The organism is Streptomyces sp. NBC_01478, from assembly GCF_036227225.1.
In the GTDB taxonomy this organism is placed as follows: domain Bacteria; phylum Actinomycetota; class Actinomycetes; order Streptomycetales; family Streptomycetaceae; genus Streptomyces.
In genome coordinates, this window is the sequence record NZ_CP109444.1 from 10,290,680 (window position 1) to 10,311,395 (window position 20,716).

A 20,716-nucleotide genomic window follows, 5' to 3' on the forward strand; every position below is an offset into this window, starting at 1 on the left:
TGCGCCCTCTCGGTGTTGTGCCGTTTTGCGAAGCTTCAGCCACATGCGCCACTGCCTTGACGACACTTGCGGTAGCCATTGCTGTCAGAAAGACACGCATCCGACCACCGCCATTCTTGTTCCTGCTGGTGCCCCAACTCGGCAGATATATCCACGAGTTGATCGATGATCAGAAACGCTTGACGTGGTGTGCGGCCCGGCGGCAGGCTGTCGGGCGTTGATCTACGAGAGGGGTGGTATGACGGGTCCGGTACTCGCCGTCGACCAGGGAACATCCGGCACGAAAGCCCTGGTGATCTGTCCCGAACGCGGCGTGATCGGCACCGGGTTCGTCTCGGTGGGGACCCGTCGGCTGCCGGGTGGCCTGGTCGAGGCCGACCCCGAGGAACTGTACGAGTCGGTGATCGTCGCCGGGCGCCGCGCGCTCGCCGAGGCCGACGAACCCGTGACGGCGCTGGGCCTCGCCAACCAGGGCGAGACGGTGCTCGCCTGGGACCCCGACACCGGAATGCCGCTCACCGACGCACTCGTCTGGCAGGACCGGCGTGCCGAGAGCGTCTGCGCCGAACTCGTCGCGCACGCCGACGAGTTGCGACTGCTGACCGGGCTGCCGCTCGACCCCTACTTCGCCGCACCCAAGATGGCCTGGATCCGCCGCCACCTCACCCGCGACGGCATGGTCACCACCAGCGACTCCTGGCTGGTCCACCGCCTCACCGGCACCCATGTCACCGACGCCGCGACCGCCGGCCGCACCCAACTCCTCGCCCTCGACACGGCCGCCTGGTCGCCCAGGGCCCTCGACCTGTACGGCCTGTCCGGCGAGCGCCTCCCGGGTGTCGTCGACTGCGCCGGACCCATCGGTACGACCACCGTGTTCGGCACGGAGATACCCCTCACCGGACTCGTCGTGGACCAGCAGGCGGCGCTGCTCGCCCAGCGCGTCACCGCGCCCGGCGGCGCCAAGTGCACCTACGGCACAGGGGCGTTCCTCCTCGCGCACACCGGCGACACACCCCGGCGCGGCGACTCGGGACTGGTGAGCTGCGTCGCGTGGCGGCTCGGCGGGCGGACCGGCTACTGCCTCGACGGGCAGGTGTACACCGCCGCGTCCGCCGTCCGCTGGCTCACCGATCTCGGCGTCATCACCGGCGCCGCCGACCTGGACCGGGTGGGCGGCGCGGTACCGGACGCGGGCGGTGTCACCTTCGTCCCGGCCCTCGCCGGGCTAGCCGCCCCCTGGTGGCGCGGCGACCTGCGCGGCTCGCTCACCGGACTCGCCCTCGACACCACCTCCGGACACCTGGTGCGCGCCCTGTGCGAGGGCCTCGCCGCGCAGGTCGTCGAACTCGCCGAAGCCGCCGCGACCGACCTCGGCACCCCGCTGGACGTGCTGCGCGTCGACGGCGGCCTGACCCGCTCGGCCCTGCTCATGCAGACCCAGGCCGACCTCCTGCAACGCCCCGTCGAGGTGTCCGCACTGCCCGACGCGACCGCCCTCGGCGTGGGCACCCTGGCCCAACTCGGCGCGGAACCGGGACTGACGCTCGCCGACGCCCTGCCCGACTGGAAACCCGCCGCCGTCTACGAACCGCGCATCACCCCCGACCACGCGGCCGAACGCCTCGCCGCCTTCCGCACCGAAGTCACCGCCCTGCTCGACCGGGCACCCGTATGACGGTCACGCTCAACGGACCGCTGCCGTCGGGGAGTTACGACGTGGCGGTGGTCGGCGCGGGCGTGGTCGGCTGTGCGATCGCCCGCGAACTCGCCCGCCGGCCGCGCCTGCGCGTGGCCCTCGTCGAGGCACAGGACGACGTCGGCCAGGGCACCTCGAAGGCGAACACCGCGATCCTGCACACCGGCTTCGACGCCGTACCGGGCTCCCTCGAAGCCCGCCTCGTCCGCGAGGGGGCACGCCGACTCGCCGCCTACGCAGGTGAGTCGGGCATCGCCGTCGAGCCGGTCGGCGCGCTGCTCGTGGCCTGGGACGAGGAACAGCGCGCCGCACTCCCGCACTTGGCGGAGAAGGCCGTACGCAACGAATACCGTGCCACCCGCCTGATCGAGCCCGCCGAACTGTACGAACGGGAACCGCACCTCGGCCCGGGTGCGCTCGGCGCCCTGCACGTGCCCGGCGAGAGCATCGTCTGCCCCTGGACGACGACACTGGCGTACGCGACCCAGGCGGTCCGGCACGGAGTCGACCTGCACCTCAACTCGCCCGTCAGCGACGTCAATTGGCATGACGGCGAGCACGTCCTCAGCACCGCCCGGGGAACCCTCCGCACCCGCCGGCTCGTCAACGCGGCCGGACTGCACGCCGACACCCTCGACCGCCACCTGGGACACCGCGACTTCACCGTCACCCCGCGCCGGGGCCAGCTCATCGTCTTCGACAAGCTCGCCCGCGACCTGGTCCACCACATCCTCCTGCCCGTCCCCACGGCCCGCGGCAAAGGCGTCCTCGTCACCCCGACCGTCTACGGCAACCTGCTCCTCGGGCCCACCGCCGAGGACCTGGACGACAAGCGCGCGACCGGCTCGACCGCCGAAGGCCTGGCCCTGCTGCGGGAGTCGGGCGCACGTATCCTCCCCGCGCTCCTCGACGAGGAGGTCACCGCCGTCTACGCCGGTCTGCGCGCGGCCACCGAACAGGACGACTACCGCATCACCGCCCACCCCGAGCAGGCGTACGTCACGGTCGGCGGCATCCGCTCCACCGGCCTGACCGCGTCCCTCGCCATCGCCTCCCATGTCACCGCGCTGCTGGCCGACATGGGCCTCGATCCCGGCCCGGCGCGGGACCTGGAACCGGTCCGCATGCCGAACCTCGGCGAGACCCACCCGCGCCCCCACCGGAACGCCCGACGCGTCGCCGCCGACCCGGAGTACGGCTCCCTCGTCTGCCACTGCGAGGGCGTCTCGCGCGGTGAGATACGGGACGCGCTCGCCAGTACGGTGCCACCGCGCAACCTCGACGGACTGCGGCGCCGGACCCGGGCCCGGGCGGGCCGCTGCCAGGGGTTCTACTGCGGTGCGGCGGTACGGGAGTTGTTCGAAGGGGCCGGTGCGTGACCCGCCCCACCCGTGAAGTCGACGTCCTCGTCGTCGGCGCGGGCCCCGCGGGACTCGCCGCCGCCGCACGCCTCGCCGCGGCCGGAATCGCCCGGGTCGACGTCCTGGACCGCGAACAGCATGCCGGGGGAGTGCCCCGGCACTGCCGGCACGGCGGCTTCGGCACCTGGACGCATCCGCTCACCGGACCCGCGTACGCCCGCCTGCTGCACACCGCCGCCGTACGGGCCGGTGCCGTCGTCCGTACCGGGACCACGGCCCTCGACTGGGCGGGACCCCTCGCACTCGACACCGTTGGCCCGCAGGGACTGGAGACCGTCCGCGCGCGAGCCGTCGTCCTCGCCACCGGCGCCCGCGAACGGCCGCGCGCGGCCCGGCTGGTACCGGGTACTCGCCCCGACGGGGTGTACACCACAGGGGAGTTGCAGCAGGCGGTGCACCTCTACGGACAGCGGATCGGAACCCGGGCCGTCGTGGTCGGAGCGGAGAGCGTCTCCTACGCGGCCGCCGACACCGTACGGGCCGCCGGAGCCCAAGTCGTCGCCATGGTCACCGAGTTGCCCGTCTCCCAGACGACAGCCGTCCGGGCCCACGACGCCCGTCTCCGCCACCGCGTCCCTCTCCTCACCGACACCACGGTCACCGAACTCCTCGGCCACGGACGGCTGTCCGGCGTCCGCGTCCGGCACCGGGACGGCCGTAGCGTCCAACTGGCCTGCGACACCGTCGTGTTCACCGGTGACTTCGTGCCCGACCACGAGCTCGCCCGGCGGGGGCGCCTGGAACTGGACCCCGGCACCCGTGGCCCCGCCGTCGACGGGGCCCTGCACACCTCCCGGCCCGGTGTGTTCGCGGCCGGCAGTCTCCTGCACCCCGTCGAGAGCGCGGCCACCGCCACCCGCGACGGGGTCCGTGTCGCCGCAGCCGTTCTGGAGAGCCTCGCCGGTGCCGAACGGCCCCGCCACACCGTGCCGTTGCTCGTCGAGCCGCCCCTGCGCTGGATCGCCCCGAACCGTGTCGCCCCGGGGGACGGGCATCCGTATGTTCTGCGGACCTCGGCCCTGTCGAAGCGCCCGGTGCTGCAAGTCGTCCAGGACGGGCGGGTGTTGCATGAGGAGCGGCTGCGGGCGGCCGTACCGAATCGCACGCTGACCCTGACGGCGGGCTGGACCCGGCTCGTCGACCCGGCGGGCGGGCCGGTGCGGGTGACGCTCACCGGGCGCTGAGTTCGGACAACCGGGCGCCCAACCTGCCGCAGTAGCCGCCCACTTCGCACATTTCGCGCTCCTCGGGCCCTCCCGTGTCCCGATACGACGATGACCGACGCAACCGCGACAACGACCGTCCCGGCCGTTCAGGTGCGCGACCGGGCCACCTGGGCGGAGCTCTTCTTCGATCTGGTCCTCGCGTTCGGCGTGGGCCAGATCGCGCACCTGCTCGCCGGACACGCCACCTGGCCCGTGCTGGGACAGTGTCTGCTCGTGCTCGTCCCGCTGTGGTGGGCCTGGGTGGACGTCGTCATGGCGATGAACGCCGTGCACGAGACCAGTCTGCAGCGCGTGTTCCTGATGCTGACCGCGCTCGCCGTCTACGGCATGGCCGTCGCCGCCCCGCAGGCCCTCGACAACCGGGAACAGGCCCTGCTGTACGCGGGCAGCTACCTCGCCCTGCGCCTGCTCATCGGCGAGGCCATCCGCCGGGAGTGCGCCCTCTACACCATCCACCCCTACCGCGCCGGACTCGCCTTCGCCCTCGTGCTGTTCGCCGCCGCCACCCTGCCCGCCCCCTGGCGCACGGTGTGCTGGGCGGTCGCGGTGGTCGCCGAACTGGCGGCACCCGTCCTGCTCAGCGGCCATCTGCGGCGACTGGCCTTCGGCGTCAACCATCTCCCGGAAAGATTCGGCCTGTTCATCATCATCGCCCTCGGCGAGAACATCTTCTCCGTCGGCGCAGGAGTCGCCAAAGGACCGCTCGACCCGGTCAGCCTGACCGCGCTCGTCCTCGCGTTCCTCATCGGCTGCGCCCTGTGGTGGCTCTACTTCCACCTCGTCGCCTCGGCCGTCGCCCACGCCCTGCGCACCCACCCCACCCCCGCCGTCGTCGTCCGCGACGTCCTCAGCTACGGCCATCTCGTCCTGGTGGCAGGCCTGTTGCTGGTCTCCGTCGGCGCCGCACGGACCGTCCACGAGCCGCTGCGGACCCCGCACTCCGGTGCCGCCGGACTGCTGCCCGTCGGCGCCGCGCTGATCCTGCTGACGTTCTGCTACACGCGCCGCCGGATGTTCGGCGCCGCGTCCGCCACCCGCTTCTACTGCGGCCTCGTGCTCCTGGCCGCGGCCGCCGTGGCACCCCTCCTGCCGGCCCTCGCCGTGCTGGCCCTCACCTCCCTGCTGCTCCTGCTGGTCAACGGCGTGGAGCACTGGCTGATCAGCTCCGGCCGCCGGGTGCCGCTGGTGCTGCGCTCACGCTCGTTCGGCACGACCTGACGTAGTGCGAGGCCGGACCTCGGGCAGTGCCGGGGTCCGCCTCGCGACGCGCGCGAGGGGTCACAGGGCGCTCCTACGGTCACCGTATGCAACTTTCCCGTTCGGAAGAGGAGGTGGCGTGATGCCGAACCGCAACGCCTTACCGGCCTTGCTGTCGCTGTCACTCGGCTACTTCAGCCTGGGGACGATCTCGCTGGCGGTCGTCGGCCTCAACGCTCCGATCGGGGACGATCTGCACGTCCAGCCCGCCTCGGTGGGCATTCTCGTCACTGTCTTCGCGCTGACCTTCGCGGTCTGCGCGCCCAGCGCCCCCATCCTGCTGCGCCGGTGGAACCGCAAGCGCGTTCTCCTGGTCGGCATCGGGCTGCTCACCGTGGGTGCCGTGCTCGGGGCCGTGGCGCCCAACTACGGCTTCCTCACGGTCACTCGGGTCCTCGCCGCGATGGGCGCCGCCGTCTTCGGACCCGGCGCCTCGGCGGCCGGCGCGCTCATCGTCCCGCCGGAGCGCCGGCAGCGGGCGCTGGCCACCGTCTTCGGCGGGATGACGGCCGCCGCCGTGCTCGGGGTACCGCTGGCGTCGTTCCTCGGCGGCAGCCTCGGCTGGCGTCCGGCCCTGCTCGGCGTGGCCGCGCTCTCCGCGATCGCCTTCGTGACGGTGTTCGTGTTCGTCCCCGAGATCCCGGCCGGAGAACCCCCCACCGTGCAGGCCTACCGGGGTGCGCTGCGCACCCCCGCCACCGTGGCCACCGTCTCGACGACCCTGTTGTTCATGGCCGCCCAGTTCACCGTCTACGGCATCGCGGGCGCCTATCTGAAGGACCGCTTCGACGCGTCGTCCGGGCTGATCTCGGTGACCCTGCTCGCCTTCGGCGTCATCGGGGTCGCGGGCAACGCGTCCGCGCCGAGGATCGCCGAACGGCTCGGCGGCGAACGCACCGTGGGCCTCGCCGTCGGCGGCCTCGCCCTCGGCTTCGCGCTGCTGCTGGTCGCCCCGCACTCCACCGCCGGGCTCGTGTTCTTCGCGTTCTGGGCCTTCTTCAGCCAGCTCTACCAGGCCCCGCAACAGGCCCGGCTGGTCGAACTGGTGCCCCTGCAACCGGGGTTGATCCTCGCCCTGAACGCCGCCGCGCTCTACCTCGGGATGAGCCTCGGCAGCTTCATCGGCAGCTCCCTGCTGCCGGGCGTGGGCGCGGGCCCCATCCCGGCCGCGGCCCTGGGCGTGCTCGTCCTCGCCGCGCTGGCCCATCTGCTGTCCGCCCGGCAGGCGTCGGCGGCCAAGGCCGCCGAGCAGCCCGCCACACCTGTACACATCAGTTAGCCAAGGAGAACTCATGAGCAGCCACCAGGTGCACTTCGTGCGCGAATACCTGGAGACCGTCTGGAACCAGGGGCAGGTCGACCTGGCCGACAAGTACCTGGCCGCGGACCTCATCCAGCACAACCCGAACCTGCCCGACGGGCGGGAGCCGCTGGTCGAGTTCATCCAGGGCTTCCGCAAGCAGCTCCCCGACGCACGGTTCGAGATCAAGCGCGCGGCGGGCTCCGGCGACCTGGTCTTCGTGCACACCCACTTCCGCGCCACGGCCACGGACCGGGGCTCGGTGGTCGTGGAGATCTTCCGGCTCGAAGGCGGACTCGTCGTCGAGCACTGGGACGTCCGCGACGAGATCCCGGAGACCACGGTCAGCGGACACGACGTCGTCTGACGCCCCCTCAATTCCTGCCGCCCAGAAGGCTCCCGGCCTCCTGGGCGGCAGTTTTTTCACGAGACGAGTTTCACGAGACGAGTTCTTCACGAGACAAAGGAGACAGCAGTGGCACGACAGCAACCCGACCGGCGCCCGGCCGCCGGCCTCACCCGGCGCGGCCTCCTCGGCACCGCGACCGCCGCGGGAATCGGCGCGGCCGTCCTCCCCGGCCGCGCCCTCGCCGCCGACAGCGCGGCCACGGACACCACCACCCCCGCCGCGGTCACCGTAGGCGCATCGGACGCCCGCTATCTCGACCTCACCTCCCGTGGCTACAACGCGAGATTCACCGCCGCCCCCGACTCGATACGCCTCGTCCACACCACCGCGCAGGTGGTGTCCGTCGTCCAGGAGGCGGTCGACGCCGGCAGACGCATCGGTGTGCGCGGCGGCGGGCACTGCCTGGACGGACTCGTCGACGACCCGGACGTACGGACACTCGTCGACATGTCCGAGATGGACACGGTCCGCTACGACCCTGCCCGCCGCGCCTTCCTCGTCGAGGGCGGCGCCACCCTCGGCCACGTCTACCGCACCCTGTACCTGGAGTGGGGCGTTTCCCTGCCCGGCGGGACCTGCCCGACCGTCGGCGTCGGCGGCCATGTCACCGGCGGCGGCTACGGCGCGATGTGCCGCCAGTACGGCGCCGTCGTCGACCACCTCCATGCCGTGGAGGTCGTCGTGGTCGACGCCTCCGGCACCGCCCGTGCCGTGGTCGCCACCCGCGAGGCCGACGACCCGCACCGGGACCTGTGGTGGGCCCACACGGGCGGCGGCGGAGGCACCTTCGGCATCGTCACCCGCTACTGGTTCCGCGCCCCCGGCGCCACCGGCACCGACCCCTCCACCCTCCTGCCCAGACCGCCCAAGACGCTCCTGAAGTCGACCGTCGCCATCAAGTGGACCGACCTGACGGAGGCCGCCTTCACCGCGCTGATCGCGAACCACGGCGCCTGGCACGCCCGCAACAGCGTCGCGGGCTCCTCCTACGACAGCCTCCACAGCGTCCTCATCCTCTACAACCGGATCCAGGGCAGCCTCGTCCTCAACACCCAGATAGACGGCACCCGTTCGGACGCCCCGGCCCTGCTCGACGCCTACGTCACGGCGGTGACCGGCGGCATCGGCGTCCCGTACACCGACGCCCGCTCCTCCTGGCCGTGGCTCAAGACCACCCTCAAAGACCCCTACGACACCGGCCTTTACAACCGCACGAAGTCCAAGGGCGCCTATCTGCGTCAGGGTTGGTCCGCCGCGCAGGCGAAGACGCTCTACGGCTATCTCTCCGACGCCGCCTACGACGGGCACGCCGGCATCCTGCTCTACTCCTACGGCGGCAAGGTCAACACCGTGTCATCCACGGCCACGGCGCTCGCCCAGCGGGACTCGGTCCTCAAGGCCAACTTCACGACGTACTGGCCCGATCCGACGCAGGACGACCGGCACGTGGCCTGGATGCGCGCCCTGCACCGCGACCTCTACGCGGACACCGGCGGGGTGCCGGTGCCGAACGACACCAACGACGGCTCCTACATCAACTACCCCGACACCGACCTCACCGACCCGGCCTGGAACACCTCCGGCGTGCCCTGGGGGACCCTGTACTTCAAGGACAACCTCGCCAAGTTGCGTCAGGTGAAGGCCACTTGGGACCCGGGTAACGTGTTCCACCACAAGCTGTCCGTCACCGCGAACTAGCACCCGCACACCACGAAGCCCCCGCCTCGCGTGCACGAGGCGGGGGCTCGGTGTTCCGGTCGCTCAGTTCAGGTCGGCCGGGAAGCTCACCCCGGTCAGCGACTCGCTCAGCGCGCGCAGCCTGGCGCGGTCGCGCTCGTCGTAGGCCTGGGCGCCCGCCCGGGACCGCTGGGTGCGGTTGAAGTAGGCGCCCGTCACGGTGTCGAGGGCCGGGTCGGTGATCATGCGCAGGGTGCTGTGCACCCCCTCCTCGACCGTGGACTGCGGGGTGAAGAGGTTCACCACCATCTTCGTCGGCATGTACGACGCCGGGTGCAGGGCGTTGACCGTCACCCCGGTGCCGTGCAGCTTCTCGGCCAGGTCGAAGGTCAGGCTGATCTGGGCGAGCTTCGCCTGGCAGTAGGCCTGCACCCCGTCCCAGTTCCGCTCCAGCATCACGTCGCGGAAGTCGATCGGCGCCTGGCCCGCGGAGCTGACGTTCACGATGCGGGCCGGGGCCGAGCGCACCAGCAGTGGCGCGAGCCGGCAACTGAGCATGTAGGCCGCCAAGTAGTCGACCTGGAAGGTGAGTTCCAGTCCGTCCTGGCTCTCGTGGCGGGCCAGCTCGACCCCGATGCCGGCGTTGTTCACCAGCGCGTCGAGCCGGTCGTGGGTGGAGAGGATCCGGTCGGCGAGCTTGCGGATGTCCTCCAGCGAGGAGAAGTCGGCCAGTTCGTAGCTCAGCCGTTCGTTGCCGGTGGACGCGCGCAGTTCCGCCAACAGCTCCGCGCCCTTGGTCGCACTGCGGCCGTGCAGGATCAACGACGCCCCCTGCGCGGCGAGTTCGCGGGCCAGCTCACGGCCCATGCCGTCGGTGGCGCCGGTGAGGAGGATGGTCTGGTCGGGGACGGGCCTCATGGTGGTGCACTCTCCTGTCAGGCGTACGTGGCCAGTTCGTCGGTGGACTGATCGGTGTATCCCTGGCTGACCTCCAGCACGATGCCGTCCGGGTCGGACACCCACACGGTCTTCCAGCCGGGGATGAACGCGTCGAAGGTCAACGGGCCGAGCAACGGCTCCAGTTCGCCCCCGGCCGCGGCGAGGAACGCGTCCACGTCGTCGACCTGGAACGCGAGATGGCGTGCCGTGCCGGGGTGGTCGGGGCCGTCCTTCGCCGTGGTGAACAGCGCGTCCGCGTCGGTCGCGAACAGCTCCAGACAGACGGGGCCGTTGCGCAGGAACACCACACGGACCCCGTCGGCCTCCACCACCCGGGCCCGGGCGAAGCCGAAGTGCCGGGTGTAGAAGTCCTCCGTGGCCTTCTGGTCACGGCAGTTGAGGCCGACATGCGACCAGCGCAGGCCGGCCGGAGCGGTCGTCATCGCCCTCACTTCCCGGTGACCGCGGCGAACGGCACACTGTCGTGGAAGTTCGCGAAGTAGCTGATGAGGCCGCCGGTGACGCGGAAGTAGTTGCACACCTTGGCCTCGACGGTGACGCCGTCGTGGGTGCGGCCGGTGATGTCGGAGACCACCGCGGCCTGCTCGCCGTCCACGACCACGTGCCGGGGGACGTTGGCGAAGGTGGCGTACATCTCCGGGAAGCCCTTCATCATCTCCCGGAGGGTCTCGCGGCCCTCGACATGTCCGGCCAACTGCTCGTCCATGGTCTGGTCGGCGGCGAACAGGTCGCACCAGGCGTCCCACTCGCCCGCGTTGGCCAGTCGGTAGTACGTGTCGACCACTTCTCGGGTGTCCATGCGCCCGTCCTTTCCTGTGGCTGTTGCGGGGGTACGGGATCGATCAGGGGAGCGGGACGCCGACCTGGCGCATCAGACCCGCGGTGTCGGCCTGCACCCAGCGCTCGACGACCTTGCCGTCCTCCAGCCGGTAGACCTCCAGGCTGGTCCAGGAGACCTCCTTGCCGGTCGGCTCCTGGCCGAAGAACGGGGCGATGTGCTTGCCGTGGAAGGTGATGTGCATGATCACCTTGTCGGGGGCGGCCGGGTACAGCGCGTCGAGGTCCACGCGGAAGTCGAGCCCGTCGTACGCGCCCTGGATGATCCCCTTCAGTTCCTCCAGGCTCTCGCAGCTCCACGCCGGGTTGTTGTCGTGGAACGTCGGCCCGAACAGGTCGTCGAGGTCGTCGAGCCGGCGGTGGTTGACGGCGTCGCTGACCTGCTGGACGACGGCCAGGTTCGAGGCGTCCGAGGAGATCTGCCCGCGCAGTCCGAGCATGTCGTCCTGCGCCCAGCGCTCCACGAACAGGCCGTCCTGGACCCGCCAGATCTCGGTGGTGGACCACTCCACCTTGCGGCCGGTGGCCGGGAAGCCGAGCAGTTCGCCGAGGTGGGTGCCGGTCAGCTTGACCCGGGTCAGCACCCGGTCCTCGCCGAGCGCGGACAGCTCTTCCAACTCGCCCTTCAGTTCAAGGGTGTTGTAAGCCCCGCGCAGCGCCTCCAGATAGGAGTCGATGCCCGTGATGTCGAAGCCGGGGTGGTGGTCGGTGAAGCCGGCGGCGATGACCCGGGGGATCTCCGCCAGATCGCCGGCGTTGAACGCGTCGAGGAAACGCCGGTACAGCTTCAGGTTCTCCTGCTGGGACTGGTCGAGGTCGGACATGCTGCATCCCCTAGCTCAAGTGGACGTCGGACAGGGACGGTTGGGAGAGAGCGGCGGCGGCCTCGCGGACGAACGCCGCGGCACGCTCGCCGATCATCACGGCCGGCGCGTGCGTGTTGCCCGCGGTGATCGACGGCATCACCGACGCGTCCGCGACCCGTAGCCCCGCGATGCCGTGCACGCGCAGCTCGGGGTCCGTGACGGCGTCCGTGCCCGTGCCCATCCGGCAGGTGCCGGCCGGGTGCCACAGGGTCGTCGCGTTCGCGGCGACGTACCCGCGCAGCTCCTCGGGCCCGGTGATGTCCTTGCCGGGGCCGAGCTCGTCGCCGCGGAACGGGTCGAAGGCACGGGTGGCGGCCAGCTCGCGCGCCAACTCCACGCCGTGCACCAGGACATCGAGGTCGGCCGTGGAGGTGAGGTAGCCGGCGCTGACGACGGCGTTGGACTCCGGGCTGCTGTCGCGCAGCCGTACCCGGCCCCGGCTCTGCGGCCGCAGCGCGATCGGCGCGAAGGTGAATCCGGGCCCCTCCCACTGGTCGGCGGGGGCGTCGGCCGGCAGGAACTTGATGGGACCGAAGGTGAACTGGAGGTCGGGGGAGTCCTCCGGACCGGCCTCGCGGGTGTGGGTGAACAGCCCCGCCTCGGACAGCAGCGCCCCGTCCGGGTGCTCCTGCAACGACTGGTAGCAGATCGGTACGAACAGGTGGTCCTGGAGTCCGGCGCCGACGCCCGGCAGGTCCTGGACGCAGCGGATGCCGTGCTCCCGCAGATGCGCGGCCGGGCCGATCCCGGACAGCATGAGCAGCTTCGGCGTCTCGAACGCCCCGGCGGACACGATGACTTCACCCTCGGCGCGCAGTTGGCGCCGGGTGCCGTCCTGGACGTACTCGACGCCCGTGACCTGTGTCCCGGCGAGCAGCAGCCGGGTGACCAGGGTGCCCGTCAGCACGGTCAGGTTGGAACGTTCCAGGGACGGGCGCAGATAGGCGTCGGCGGTGCTGCACCGGTGGCCCGCGTCGTCGCGGAACGTCTGGTACAGGAAGCCGAAGCCCTCCTGCCGGGCCCCGTTGTAGTCGCCGTCGGTGTCCGTGGCGTAGCCGAGTTCACCGGCTCCTGCCACGAACGCCCGCGCGATCGGCGCGGGCCGGTCGAGCTGCCGGACCCGGACGGGACCGCCCGCGCCGCGGAAGGCGTCGGCGCCGCCCGAGTAGTCCTCGGCCTGCCGGAAGAACGGCAGGACGTCGTCGTACGACCATCCGGTGGCGCCCTCGGCGACCCAGCGGGTGTAGTCGTGGCGGCTGCCGCGCACCCACATCAGGGCGTTGACGGAACTGCACCCGCCGACGACCTTGCCACGGGCCACGGGGACACGGCGGCCCTCCATGCCCGCCTCGGACTCGGTGACGTAGCCCCAGTCGATCTCGCTCCGCCACTCGGCGGTGAGCAGCGAGAGGACCGAGGCGGCGTCGGCCCGGTGGATCTCGGGGCGCTCGTCCCAGCCGCCCGCCTCCAGCAGGACCACGCTCACGGACGGGTCCTCGCTCAGCCGGGACGCGACCGCACAGCCGGCCGAGCCGGCGCCGACGACGATGTAATCGGCCCCGAGGGGCACCGACTTCGACGGCATGTCAGCCTCCAAAAGGTGACGGGGAATCAGATGGCGGCCGGCTCGCCGACCCGGTAGTCGACGATCAGCGGACGGGCACCCGGTGTGGACCGTTCCAACTGCCACTTCTGGTTGATCCGGAAGGACGACACGGTGCCGTCGGCGGTCGACTTGGCGGTCCACACCACCGTGACGTCGAGGTCGATGCGGGTGCCGTCCTCCTGCTGGGTGACGTTCTCCACGGTGTGGCTCTGGTCGGTGTAGGCCTCGCCGACGGCCGTGTACCAGTCGAGGAAGTCCGCGTGGCTGTACAGGGTCCGCTCCGGGAAGGCCATCACCAGGCCCTCGTCGGCGACGAAGGGCAGCAGCTCCTCGACCGGCGCGTGCTCGCTCAGCAGGTCGTACCAGCGCTGCACGAACTCGGCGATCTCCCGGTCGGAGCCGGTCTGTTCGCTCGGCATGAATGTCTCCGCTCATCGGGGTTCCGCTCCCGGGGTCCGGAAGCGACACACGACCGATGACCCCACAACCGCGCCCGCCCCGACCGCTCGTGCGCGAGGACGGGCCGCACTGTGCGAAGTCGCCACCCGAGCTGCGGCAACTCCCGCCGGAAGCCACTGAGTTCACCGATCGAAGATCGATGGCCAGGACATGCCGTAGTGCGTTCGGCCACTTGGGGATGTGCCGCGACCCGGGCCCCGCCGACGACCGGCGCGAACTCCGCCGACGTACACAGGAATCCGCCAGTCGGCACCGTCCCGCCGAACGGGAGGAACCCCATGAGCAAGCGCATTCTGGTCGTCCTGTCCGAATACGGTTACTGGGGCGAGGAGTTGATCGGCCCCCTGGAGACCTTCGACCAGGCCGGCTACCACATCACCTTCGCCACCGCCACCGGCAAGCGCCCGCACGCGCTGCCGCCGAGCCTGGACCCCGAGTACGTCGACCCGCCGCTCGGCCGCTCCGTCACCACCCCCGAGACGGCCGCCAAGGTGCGGAAGGTCGAGGCCTCCGACCGGCTCGACAACCCGCTCGACCTGTCGTCCTGGCTGCCCGACCGGCCCTACCGGTCCAAGCCGTACTTCCTGCGCGACTGGGAGGCCTACAACTCCCGCCTGGAGCAGGTGCGTTCACAGATCGCCGACCGCTACGACGCGCTGCTGATCGTCGGCGGCAGCGGACCGATCGTCGACCTCGCCAACAACTGGCGCGTCCACGACCTGATCCTCGCCTTCCACGCCCTGGACCGGCCGATCGCCGCCGAGTGCTACGGCGTCGCCTGCCTCGCCTTCGCCCGCGACCAGGAGACCCGCGTCTCCCTCATCCGCGGCAAGCACGTCACCGGCCACTGCATCGAGTACGACTACAAGGACGGCACCGGCTTCCTCGGCACCGACTTCGTGATGGGTCCCCCGCCGTACCCGCTGGAGTACATCCTGCGCGACGCCACCGCACCCGGCGGCGCCTACCACGGGAACTTCGGCAAGACGACCTCCGTCATCGTCGACTACCCGTTCATCACGGGCCGTTCGACGCCCGACTCCTACCTGACCGGACAGAAGACCGTCGAGGTCCTCGAAGAGGGCCTGCGGCAGTGGGGGTTCACGGCGACCGCCTGAGGCCGCCCGACGCCCTTTGCTCCGACGAGAGGTGAGCACGATGGACAGCAGGCCCGCGCGGATCGCGCTGCTCGAACAACTGCAGGCCGAAGGGGTCCGGTTCATGTTCGGCAACCCCGGCACGGTCGAGCAGGGGTTCCTCGACGAACTGCGCTCCTTCCCCTCGATCCAGTACATCCTGGCCCTCCAGGAGTGCACGGCCGTCGGCATGGCGGACGGCTACGCACGCGCCACCCGCACCCCGGCGGTCCTGCAACTCCACTCCGGAGTCGGGCTCGGCAACGGCATCGGCATGCTCTACCAGGCGATGCGCGGCCACGCCCCGATCGTCACCCTGGTCGGCGAGTCCGGACTGCGCTACGACAGCATGGACGCGCAGATGGCCGCCGACCTGGTCGGCATGGCCAAACCGGTGACCAAGTGGGCCACCCGCGTGGTCGATCCCGACTCCACGCTGCGCGTCCTGCGCCGCGCCTTCAAGGTCGCCGCGACCCCGCCGTACGGCCCGGTGCTGGTCGTGCTGCCCGCCGACGTCATGGACCGCGACACCGCCGAACCGGTGCTGCCCGTGTCCTACCCGGAGACCCGCAGCCTGCCGACCCCGGACACCGTGGCGAAGGCCGCGGCCCTGCTCGCCGACGCCCGCAAGCCGATCGTCATCGCCGGTGACGGTGTCCACTTCGCGGGCGCCCAGGCCGAGTTGGGGAAGCTGGCCGAGGTGTGGGGCGCCGACGTGTACGGCGCGGACTGGGCCGAGGTCAACCTCTCCGTCGAACACCCCGCCTACGCGGGCCAGTTGGGCCACATGTTCGGCGAGCAGAGCCGGAAGATCACCGGCTCGGCCGACGGTGTCCTCGTCGTGGGCACCTACGCGCTGCCCGAGGTGTACCCGGCCCTCGACGGTGTCTTCGGGGCGGGCGTCCCGGTCGTGCACATCGACCTGGACTCCGGCGCGATCGCCAAGAACCACCCCGTCGACCTCGGCATCGTCGCCGACCCGAAGGCCACCCTGGGTCTCCTCGCCGAGGCACTGGGCCGGGAGATGGGCCTGGGCCGGCGGACCGCGGCGGTCGAGCGGCTGCGCCGGCACGCCGCGCAGCGCGCGGCCGCCCTCGCCAAGGCCGACGAGCGGGCCGAGGCCGCGGCCGAGGCCCTGGAACTGCCCACCATCGCCCTCGCCAAGGAGTTCGCCCGCCGGCTGCCGGCGGACGCGATCCTCTTCGACGAGGCGCTGACCGCGTCCCCGGAGATCTTCCGCCGGCTCGCGCCGACCGTGCCGGGCCAGTGGATGGAGACCCGCGGCGGCTCCCTGGGCGTCGGCATCCCCGGCGCGCTGGGCGCCCAACTCGCCCACCCCGACCGCACGGTGGTCGGCTTCACCGGCGACGGCGGCAGCATGTACACCTTCCAGGCCCTGTGGACGGCGGCCCGCTACGGCCTCCCCACCAAGTTCGTCATCTGCAACAACGGCCGCTACAAGCTCCTCGAGTACAACATCGAGGAGTACTGGCGGGAGCAGCACATCCCCGCCCACGAACAGCCCGAGATCTTCGACCTGAGCAGCCCGGCCGTCGACTTCGTCTCCCTCGCCGGCTCGCTCGGCGTGGCCGCCCTCCGGGTCGAGAAGCCCGGGCAGGCGGAGGAGGCGGTCGCCCAGGCGCTCGCGCACCGCGGGCCGTTCCTCATCGACCTGGTCACCGCGAAGGGGAAGGGGTAGCCGCCGTGCGACTGTCCGGTCACAAGATCGCCGTCCTGATGGAGAGCGACTTCTACGAGCCCGAGATCCTCTACTACCGCTACCGCTTCCCCGAGGAGGGAGCCGAGGTCCACTTCCTGTCCCGGCTGTGGGGCAACGAGAAGATGACCTTCCAGGGCCATGAGCACCGCATGCCCTTCGAGGTCACCGAGTCCTTCGAGGACCTCGACGAGTTCGCGCTGAAGGAGTACTCCGCGGTCATCGTCCCCTCCGGGATGGTCGCCGACCGGCTGCGGTTCACCGAGGACCCCAAACTGCTGCCGCCCGCCAGCCAGTTCCTGCGCCGAGCGTTCGCCGACCCGGCGATCCTCAAGGGCATCATCTGCCACGGCATGTGGCTGGCCGCGCCCGTGCAGGGTCTGATGCAGGGCAGGCGCGCGGTGGTGCACAACAACCTGCTGGGCGATCTGCGGAACATGGGCGGCGAGTACGTCGACCAGGACGTCGTCATCCACGACGACCTGGTCACCGGCCGCACGGGCAACCACTGCCACCTCTTCGCACGGACCATCATCGACCTGCTCGCAGCCCGGACGCCGGCCCCGACCGGGCTCCGCTGACGGGATCCGAGCGGGGAGGAGCCGACCATGACACCGGTGACCGGGCGCATCCCCGTCCTCGACGTCCGACCACGCGTGCGGGACGGGGAGTTGCCCGCCAAGGCCGTGACCGGCGAACACCTCGACATCACGGCCACCGTCTTCCGCGAGGGCCATGGTGCCGTCGCCGCGGACGTCGTCCTGCACGATCCCGCGGGGCACCCCGCCCACCGGGTCCCGATGACCCTCGTCGACGAGGACGCCGACCGCTGGCAGGCGACCGTGGTGCCCGACACGGAGGGGCTGTGGACCTTCCGTGTCGAGGCCTGGGCCGACCCGCTGGAGAGCTGGCGGCACGACGCCACACTGAAGATCCAGGCCGACGTCGACACCGAACTCACCCTGACCGAGGGCGCGTTGCTGTACGAACGAGCGGCACTCGGCATCACCGAATCGGACCGCCGGGAGGCGGTCTCCGCGGCCGTCGCCGCGCTCCGCGACACCCTGGGCCCCCCTCCGGCCCGGCTGTCCGCCGTCACCACCCCCCGGGTGACGGCCGCCCTGGGGCGCTACGCGCTGCGTGACCTCGTCACCGCCTCCCGGCCTCTGCCGCTGCGTGTCGAACGGCGGCGCGCCCTCGTCGGCTCCTGGTACGAGCTGTTCCCACGTTCCGAGGGAGCGGTGGTCCGGGCGGGCAGCCGCCCGGCCGGCGGCACGCTGCGGAGTGCCGCCGAGCGGCTGCCCGCCGTCGCCGCGATGGGCTTCGACGTCGTCTACCTCCCGCCCGTGCACCCCATCGGCACCACCCACCGCAAGGGCGCGAACAACACGCTCCACGCCGGCCCCGACGACGTCGGTTCGCCCTGGGCCATCGGCTCCCGGCACGGCGGCCACGACGCCGTCCACCCCGAGCTCGGCACCGAGGACGACTTCCGCCACTTCGCCGCCACGGCAAGGGAGTTGGGCCTCGAAGTCGCCCTGGACCTCGCCCTCCAGTGCTCCCCGGACCATCCCTGGCTCACCGAGCACCCCGAGTGGTTCCACCACCGCGCCGACGGCTCCATCGCCTACGCCGAGAACCCGCCGAAGACGTACGAGGACATCCATCAACTCGACTTCGACGGCGACCCCGAGGGCCTGTACGCCGAGGCGCTGCGGATCGTCCGGCACTGGATGGACCTGGGGGTGCGGATCTTCCGCGTCGACAACCCGCACACCAAACCCGTGCAGTTCTGGGAGTGGCTGATCGCGGAGGTCGACGCCACCGCCCCCGATGTGCTGTTCCTGGCCGAGGCGTTCACCCGGCGGGCGATGGTGCACGCGCTCGCGCAGGCCGGCTTCCAGCAGTCGTACACCTACTTCACCTGGAAGAACACCAAGGAGGAGCTGACCGAGTACCTGCCCGAACTCGCCCAGGACAGCGCGGACTTCATGCGGCCCAACCTGTTCGTGAACACCCCCGACATCCTGCACGCCTACCTCCAGCACGGCGGCAGACCCGCCTTCGAGGTCCGGGCCGTGCTTGCCGCGACCGCCGCCCCGAGCTGGGGCGTCTACGCCGGCTACGAACTCTGCGAGAACACCCCGCTGACGGAGGGCACCGAGGACTACCTCGCCTCGGAGAAGTACCAACTGAGGCCCCGGGACTGGGCACGTGCGGCGGCCGAGGGCCGCACCATCGCCCCGCTGATCACCCTGCTCAACCGGCTCCGCCGACTGCACCCCGCCCTCCAGGAGTTGCGCAACCTGCGCCTCCAGAGCACCGACTCCGACCAGATCCTCGCCTACACCAAGAGCGTCGAACTGCCGGACGGTGGCAGGGACTTGGTGCTGGTGATCGTCAACCTCGACCCGCACCACGCCCACGAGGCCACCGTCACCTGCGACCCGGCCGCCCTCGGCCTGCCCGCCGACGGCACGCTCAAGCTGCGCGACGAACTCACCGGCGAGACCTACGCCTGGGGCGAGTCCACCTACGTACGCCTCGATCCGGCCCACCAGGTCGCGCACGTGCTCACACCCGCGGAGGGATCATGAGCGACGGCATCCTCGAACCCCTGCTCCCGGCCCTGGGACCCTGGCTGGAGGGGCGCCGCTGGTTCGACGCCCGCTTCACCGGGGCACACCTCGAAGCCCGCGCCGCGTCCCTGCTCGGCGACGAACCGCCCCTGCTGCTGCACGCCGTGGTCACGGCCCGCCGCCCGGGCGGACAGGTCCTCCACTACCAACTCCTGCTCGGCCTGCGCCCCGAACTCCCCGCCCGCCTCGAACCCGCCGCCGTCACCACCGTCCCGGCCGGTCCCTGGCAGGGCTGGCGGGTCTACGACGCGCTCGCCGACGGCGCCCTCCTCGGACTGCTGCTGCGCACCCTGGCGGGCGGCGGCGCGGGCCCCGGCCCACGCCTGGAACGCACCGGCCGTTACCCGCTCCCGGTCGGCCTCGTCCCGCACCCGCTCGACGGCGAGATGAGCAACACCGCCGTGGCCTACGGCGGCCGTATCCTCCTCAAGATCTTCCGCCGCCCCGAACCGGGCCCGCACACCGAGGTCGAGGCCCTGCACGCCCTCACCCGGGAACACTGCGAGCGCACCCCCCGCCTCTACGGCGCCCTGCACAGCGACGCCCCCGGTGCCGAAGGCCTGGTGCTCGGCCTCGTCGAGGAGTTCCTGCCCGACGCCCGCGACGGCTGGGAGGAGGCGGTACGGCACGCGAGCGACTGCATGGCGGACGCGTGCCGCGGCGTACCGGCGGGCGGCGGATTCACCCCGCACGCCCGCAGCCTGGGCCGGGCCGTGGCCGAGGTGCACGGCGCGCTGGACCGGGCGTTCGGCCGCAGCCGGCTCACCGCACCGGACGTGGCCGAGGAGGCGGCGCGGATGAACATGCGGCTCAAGGAGGCCGCCGAGGAGGTCCCCGCGCTCGCCCGCTACACCACCCGGCTCGGCGCCCTCTTCGACGACTACGCCCGGGTCGCCGGGCGCGGCTCACCCGTCTTCGCCCAGCGCACCCACGGCGATCTGCACCTGGGGCAGGCGCTGCGCGCCGCCGACGGCTGGCGGATCGTCGACTTCGAGGGCGAACCGGCCCGCACCGCCGCCGAACGCGCCCTCCCGCAGCCGGTGTTGCGGGACGTCGCCGGCATGCTGCGCTCCTTCGACTACGCGGCCCGCACGGGCCTCGCCACCCTGGAGTCCGCCGATCCCCAGGACGGCTCGCCCGCCGGGCGGCTGCGCCGGCGCCGGCGGGCGGCCGCATGGGCGGTCCGCAACCGGCGCGCCTTCGTCGAGGGCTACGCGTCGGCCGGGCGCGAGGACCCGCGTTGTCAGCCCGTGGTGCTGCGCGCCTTCGAGGCGGACAAGGCGATCTACGAGGCCGTGTACGAATCCCGCCTCCGCCCCGAACGGCTGCCCATTCCGCTCGCCGCGGTGCACCGCCTGGCGAATTCCTCCCGCTGATCCTCCGCCGAATTCACCGTCGCACGCCGGGAATTCCGGTGACGGAAAGGGGGCGGAATTCGGGTGGCCCTCGGGCGGCCTTCGGGAATGGACCGGTCCGGTCACCACCACCCGTCGACCGGAGACACGAC

General features: G+C 71.6%; 18 protein-coding genes. 12 read left to right on the forward strand and 6 right to left on the reverse strand.

What is annotated here, in order from left to right:
• Positions 1-238: 238 nt before the first annotated feature.
• The 7 genes from OG223_RS45860 to OG223_RS45890 all read left to right on the forward strand — a co-directional run bounded on the left by OG223_RS45860 (position 239) and on the right by OG223_RS45890 (position 9,010).
• Positions 239-1,678 (forward strand): FGGY family carbohydrate kinase, encoded by a 1,440-nt coding sequence (locus OG223_RS45860; RefSeq protein ID WP_329262638.1) that lies wholly within the window; start codon positions 239-241, stop codon positions 1,676-1,678.
• Positions 1,675-3,078, forward strand: a complete 1,404-nt coding sequence (locus OG223_RS45865; protein ID WP_329262641.1) for an FAD-dependent oxidoreductase — start codon at positions 1,675-1,677, stop codon at positions 3,076-3,078. Before OG223_RS45860 ends, OG223_RS45865 begins: the two co-directional genes overlap by 4 nt.
• Positions 3,075-4,304 (forward strand): NAD(P)/FAD-dependent oxidoreductase, encoded by a 1,230-nt coding sequence (locus OG223_RS45870; RefSeq protein ID WP_329262643.1) that lies wholly within the window; start codon positions 3,075-3,077, stop codon positions 4,302-4,304. Before OG223_RS45865 ends, OG223_RS45870 begins: the two co-directional genes overlap by 4 nt.
• A 90-nt stretch (positions 4,305-4,394) precedes the next feature.
• A complete protein-coding gene (locus OG223_RS45875) occupies positions 4,395-5,564 on the forward strand; it encodes a low temperature requirement protein A (protein ID WP_329262645.1) in 1,170 nt (389 codons plus the stop codon).
• 121 nt (positions 5,565-5,685) lie between these two features.
• The gene (locus tag OG223_RS45880; RefSeq protein WP_329262648.1) at positions 5,686-6,882 is read left to right on the forward strand and encodes an MFS transporter; all 1,197 of its coding nucleotides are present in this window, start codon (positions 5,686-5,688) and stop codon (positions 6,880-6,882) included.
• A 13-nt stretch (positions 6,883-6,895) separates the two neighbouring features.
• Positions 6,896-7,270, forward strand: a complete 375-nt coding sequence (locus OG223_RS45885) for a nuclear transport factor 2 family protein (protein ID WP_329262651.1) — start codon at positions 6,896-6,898, stop codon at positions 7,268-7,270.
• Positions 7,271-7,378: 108 nt separating this feature from the next.
• The gene (locus OG223_RS45890; protein ID WP_329262653.1) at positions 7,379-9,010 is read left to right on the forward strand and encodes an FAD-dependent oxidoreductase; all 1,632 of its coding nucleotides are present in this window, start codon (positions 7,379-7,381) and stop codon (positions 9,008-9,010) included.
• Between the two features lie 63 nt (positions 9,011-9,073).
• On the opposite strand, the gene OG223_RS45895 is transcribed toward OG223_RS45890, so the two are convergent.
• The 6 genes from OG223_RS45895 to OG223_RS45920 are packed head-to-tail and all read right to left on the reverse strand — an operon-like array spanning position 9,074 to position 13,677.
• The gene (locus OG223_RS45895) at positions 9,074-9,907 is read right to left on the reverse strand and encodes an SDR family NAD(P)-dependent oxidoreductase (RefSeq protein ID WP_329262655.1); all 834 of its coding nucleotides are present in this window, start codon (positions 9,905-9,907) and stop codon (positions 9,074-9,076) included.
• A 17-nt stretch (positions 9,908-9,924) separates the two neighbouring features.
• Complete coding sequence (locus OG223_RS45900) at positions 9,925-10,371, reverse strand: VOC family protein (RefSeq protein WP_329262658.1); 447 nt, start codon at positions 10,369-10,371, stop codon at positions 9,925-9,927.
• Positions 10,372-10,376: 5 nt separating this feature from the next.
• A complete protein-coding gene (locus OG223_RS45905) occupies positions 10,377-10,748 on the reverse strand; it encodes a nuclear transport factor 2 family protein (RefSeq protein WP_329262659.1) in 372 nt (123 codons plus the stop codon).
• A 43-nt stretch (positions 10,749-10,791) separates the two neighbouring features.
• Complete coding sequence (locus OG223_RS45910) at positions 10,792-11,610, reverse strand: ester cyclase (RefSeq protein ID WP_329262660.1); 819 nt, start codon at positions 11,608-11,610, stop codon at positions 10,792-10,794.
• A gap of 10 nt (positions 11,611-11,620) precedes the next feature.
• On the reverse strand, positions 11,621-13,237 hold the full coding sequence (locus OG223_RS45915; RefSeq protein ID WP_329262663.1) for a GMC family oxidoreductase: 1,617 nt from the start codon (positions 13,235-13,237) through the stop codon (positions 11,621-11,623).
• Positions 13,238-13,263: 26 nt separating this feature from the next.
• Positions 13,264-13,677 (reverse strand): nuclear transport factor 2 family protein, encoded by a 414-nt coding sequence (locus tag OG223_RS45920; protein ID WP_329262665.1) that lies wholly within the window; start codon positions 13,675-13,677, stop codon positions 13,264-13,266.
• Between the two features lie 318 nt (positions 13,678-13,995).
• Between OG223_RS45920 and OG223_RS45925 the strand changes: the two genes are divergently transcribed.
• Genes OG223_RS45925 through OG223_RS45945 form a run of 5 tightly spaced genes read left to right on the forward strand, consistent with a single transcriptional unit; the run spans position 13,996 to position 20,585 of the window.
• Positions 13,996-14,835, forward strand: a complete 840-nt coding sequence (locus OG223_RS45925) for a type 1 glutamine amidotransferase domain-containing protein (protein ID WP_329262667.1) — start codon at positions 13,996-13,998, stop codon at positions 14,833-14,835.
• Between the two features lie 40 nt (positions 14,836-14,875).
• The gene (locus OG223_RS45930; RefSeq protein ID WP_329262670.1) at positions 14,876-16,552 is read left to right on the forward strand and encodes a thiamine pyrophosphate-binding protein; all 1,677 of its coding nucleotides are present in this window, start codon (positions 14,876-14,878) and stop codon (positions 16,550-16,552) included.
• Between the two features lie 5 nt (positions 16,553-16,557).
• Positions 16,558-17,151, forward strand: coding sequence for a DJ-1/PfpI family protein (locus OG223_RS45935; RefSeq protein WP_329262672.1), 594 nt, complete (start codon positions 16,558-16,560; stop codon positions 17,149-17,151).
• Between the two features lie 27 nt (positions 17,152-17,178).
• Positions 17,179-19,167 carry an alpha-1,4-glucan--maltose-1-phosphate maltosyltransferase gene (locus tag OG223_RS45940; protein WP_329262676.1) on the forward strand — a complete coding sequence of 663 codons (1,989 nt, stop codon included), beginning with the start codon at positions 17,179-17,181 and terminating at the stop codon, positions 19,165-19,167.
• Positions 19,164-20,585, forward strand: a complete 1,422-nt coding sequence (locus OG223_RS45945; protein WP_329262677.1) for a maltokinase N-terminal cap-like domain-containing protein — start codon at positions 19,164-19,166, stop codon at positions 20,583-20,585. Before OG223_RS45940 ends, OG223_RS45945 begins: the two co-directional genes overlap by 4 nt.
• Positions 20,586-20,716 lie beyond the last annotated feature (131 nt).

Coding starts and splice junctions, on each gene's coding strand:
- OG223_RS45930 (WP_329262670.1), top strand. CDS start 14,876: ATGGACAGCAGGCCCGCGCGGATCGCGCTGCTCGAACAACTGCAGGCC.
- OG223_RS45925 (WP_329262667.1), top strand. CDS start 13,996: ATGAGCAAGCGCATTCTGGTCGTCCTGTCCGAATACGGTTACTGGGGC.
- OG223_RS45885 (WP_329262651.1), top strand. CDS start 6,896: ATGAGCAGCCACCAGGTGCACTTCGTGCGCGAATACCTGGAGACCGTC.
- OG223_RS45905 (WP_329262659.1), bottom strand. CDS start 10,748: ATGGACACCCGAGAAGTGGTCGACACGTACTACCGACTGGCCAACGCG.
- OG223_RS45895 (WP_329262655.1), bottom strand. CDS start 9,907: ATGAGGCCCGTCCCCGACCAGACCATCCTCCTCACCGGCGCCACCGAC.
- OG223_RS45875 (WP_329262645.1), top strand. CDS start 4,395: ATGACCGACGCAACCGCGACAACGACCGTCCCGGCCGTTCAGGTGCGC.
- OG223_RS45880 (WP_329262648.1), top strand. CDS start 5,686: ATGCCGAACCGCAACGCCTTACCGGCCTTGCTGTCGCTGTCACTCGGC.
- OG223_RS45860 (WP_329262638.1), top strand. CDS start 239: ATGACGGGTCCGGTACTCGCCGTCGACCAGGGAACATCCGGCACGAAA.
- OG223_RS45900 (WP_329262658.1), bottom strand. CDS start 10,371: ATGACGACCGCTCCGGCCGGCCTGCGCTGGTCGCATGTCGGCCTCAAC.
- OG223_RS45920 (WP_329262665.1), bottom strand. CDS start 13,677: ATGCCGAGCGAACAGACCGGCTCCGACCGGGAGATCGCCGAGTTCGTG.
- OG223_RS45865 (WP_329262641.1), top strand. CDS start 1,675: ATGACGGTCACGCTCAACGGACCGCTGCCGTCGGGGAGTTACGACGTG.
- OG223_RS45945 (WP_329262677.1), top strand. CDS start 19,164: ATGAGCGACGGCATCCTCGAACCCCTGCTCCCGGCCCTGGGACCCTGG.
- OG223_RS45910 (WP_329262660.1), bottom strand. CDS start 11,610: ATGTCCGACCTCGACCAGTCCCAGCAGGAGAACCTGAAGCTGTACCGG.
- OG223_RS45915 (WP_329262663.1), bottom strand. CDS start 13,237: ATGCCGTCGAAGTCGGTGCCCCTCGGGGCCGATTACATCGTCGTCGGC.
- OG223_RS45940 (WP_329262676.1), top strand. CDS start 17,179: ATGACACCGGTGACCGGGCGCATCCCCGTCCTCGACGTCCGACCACGC.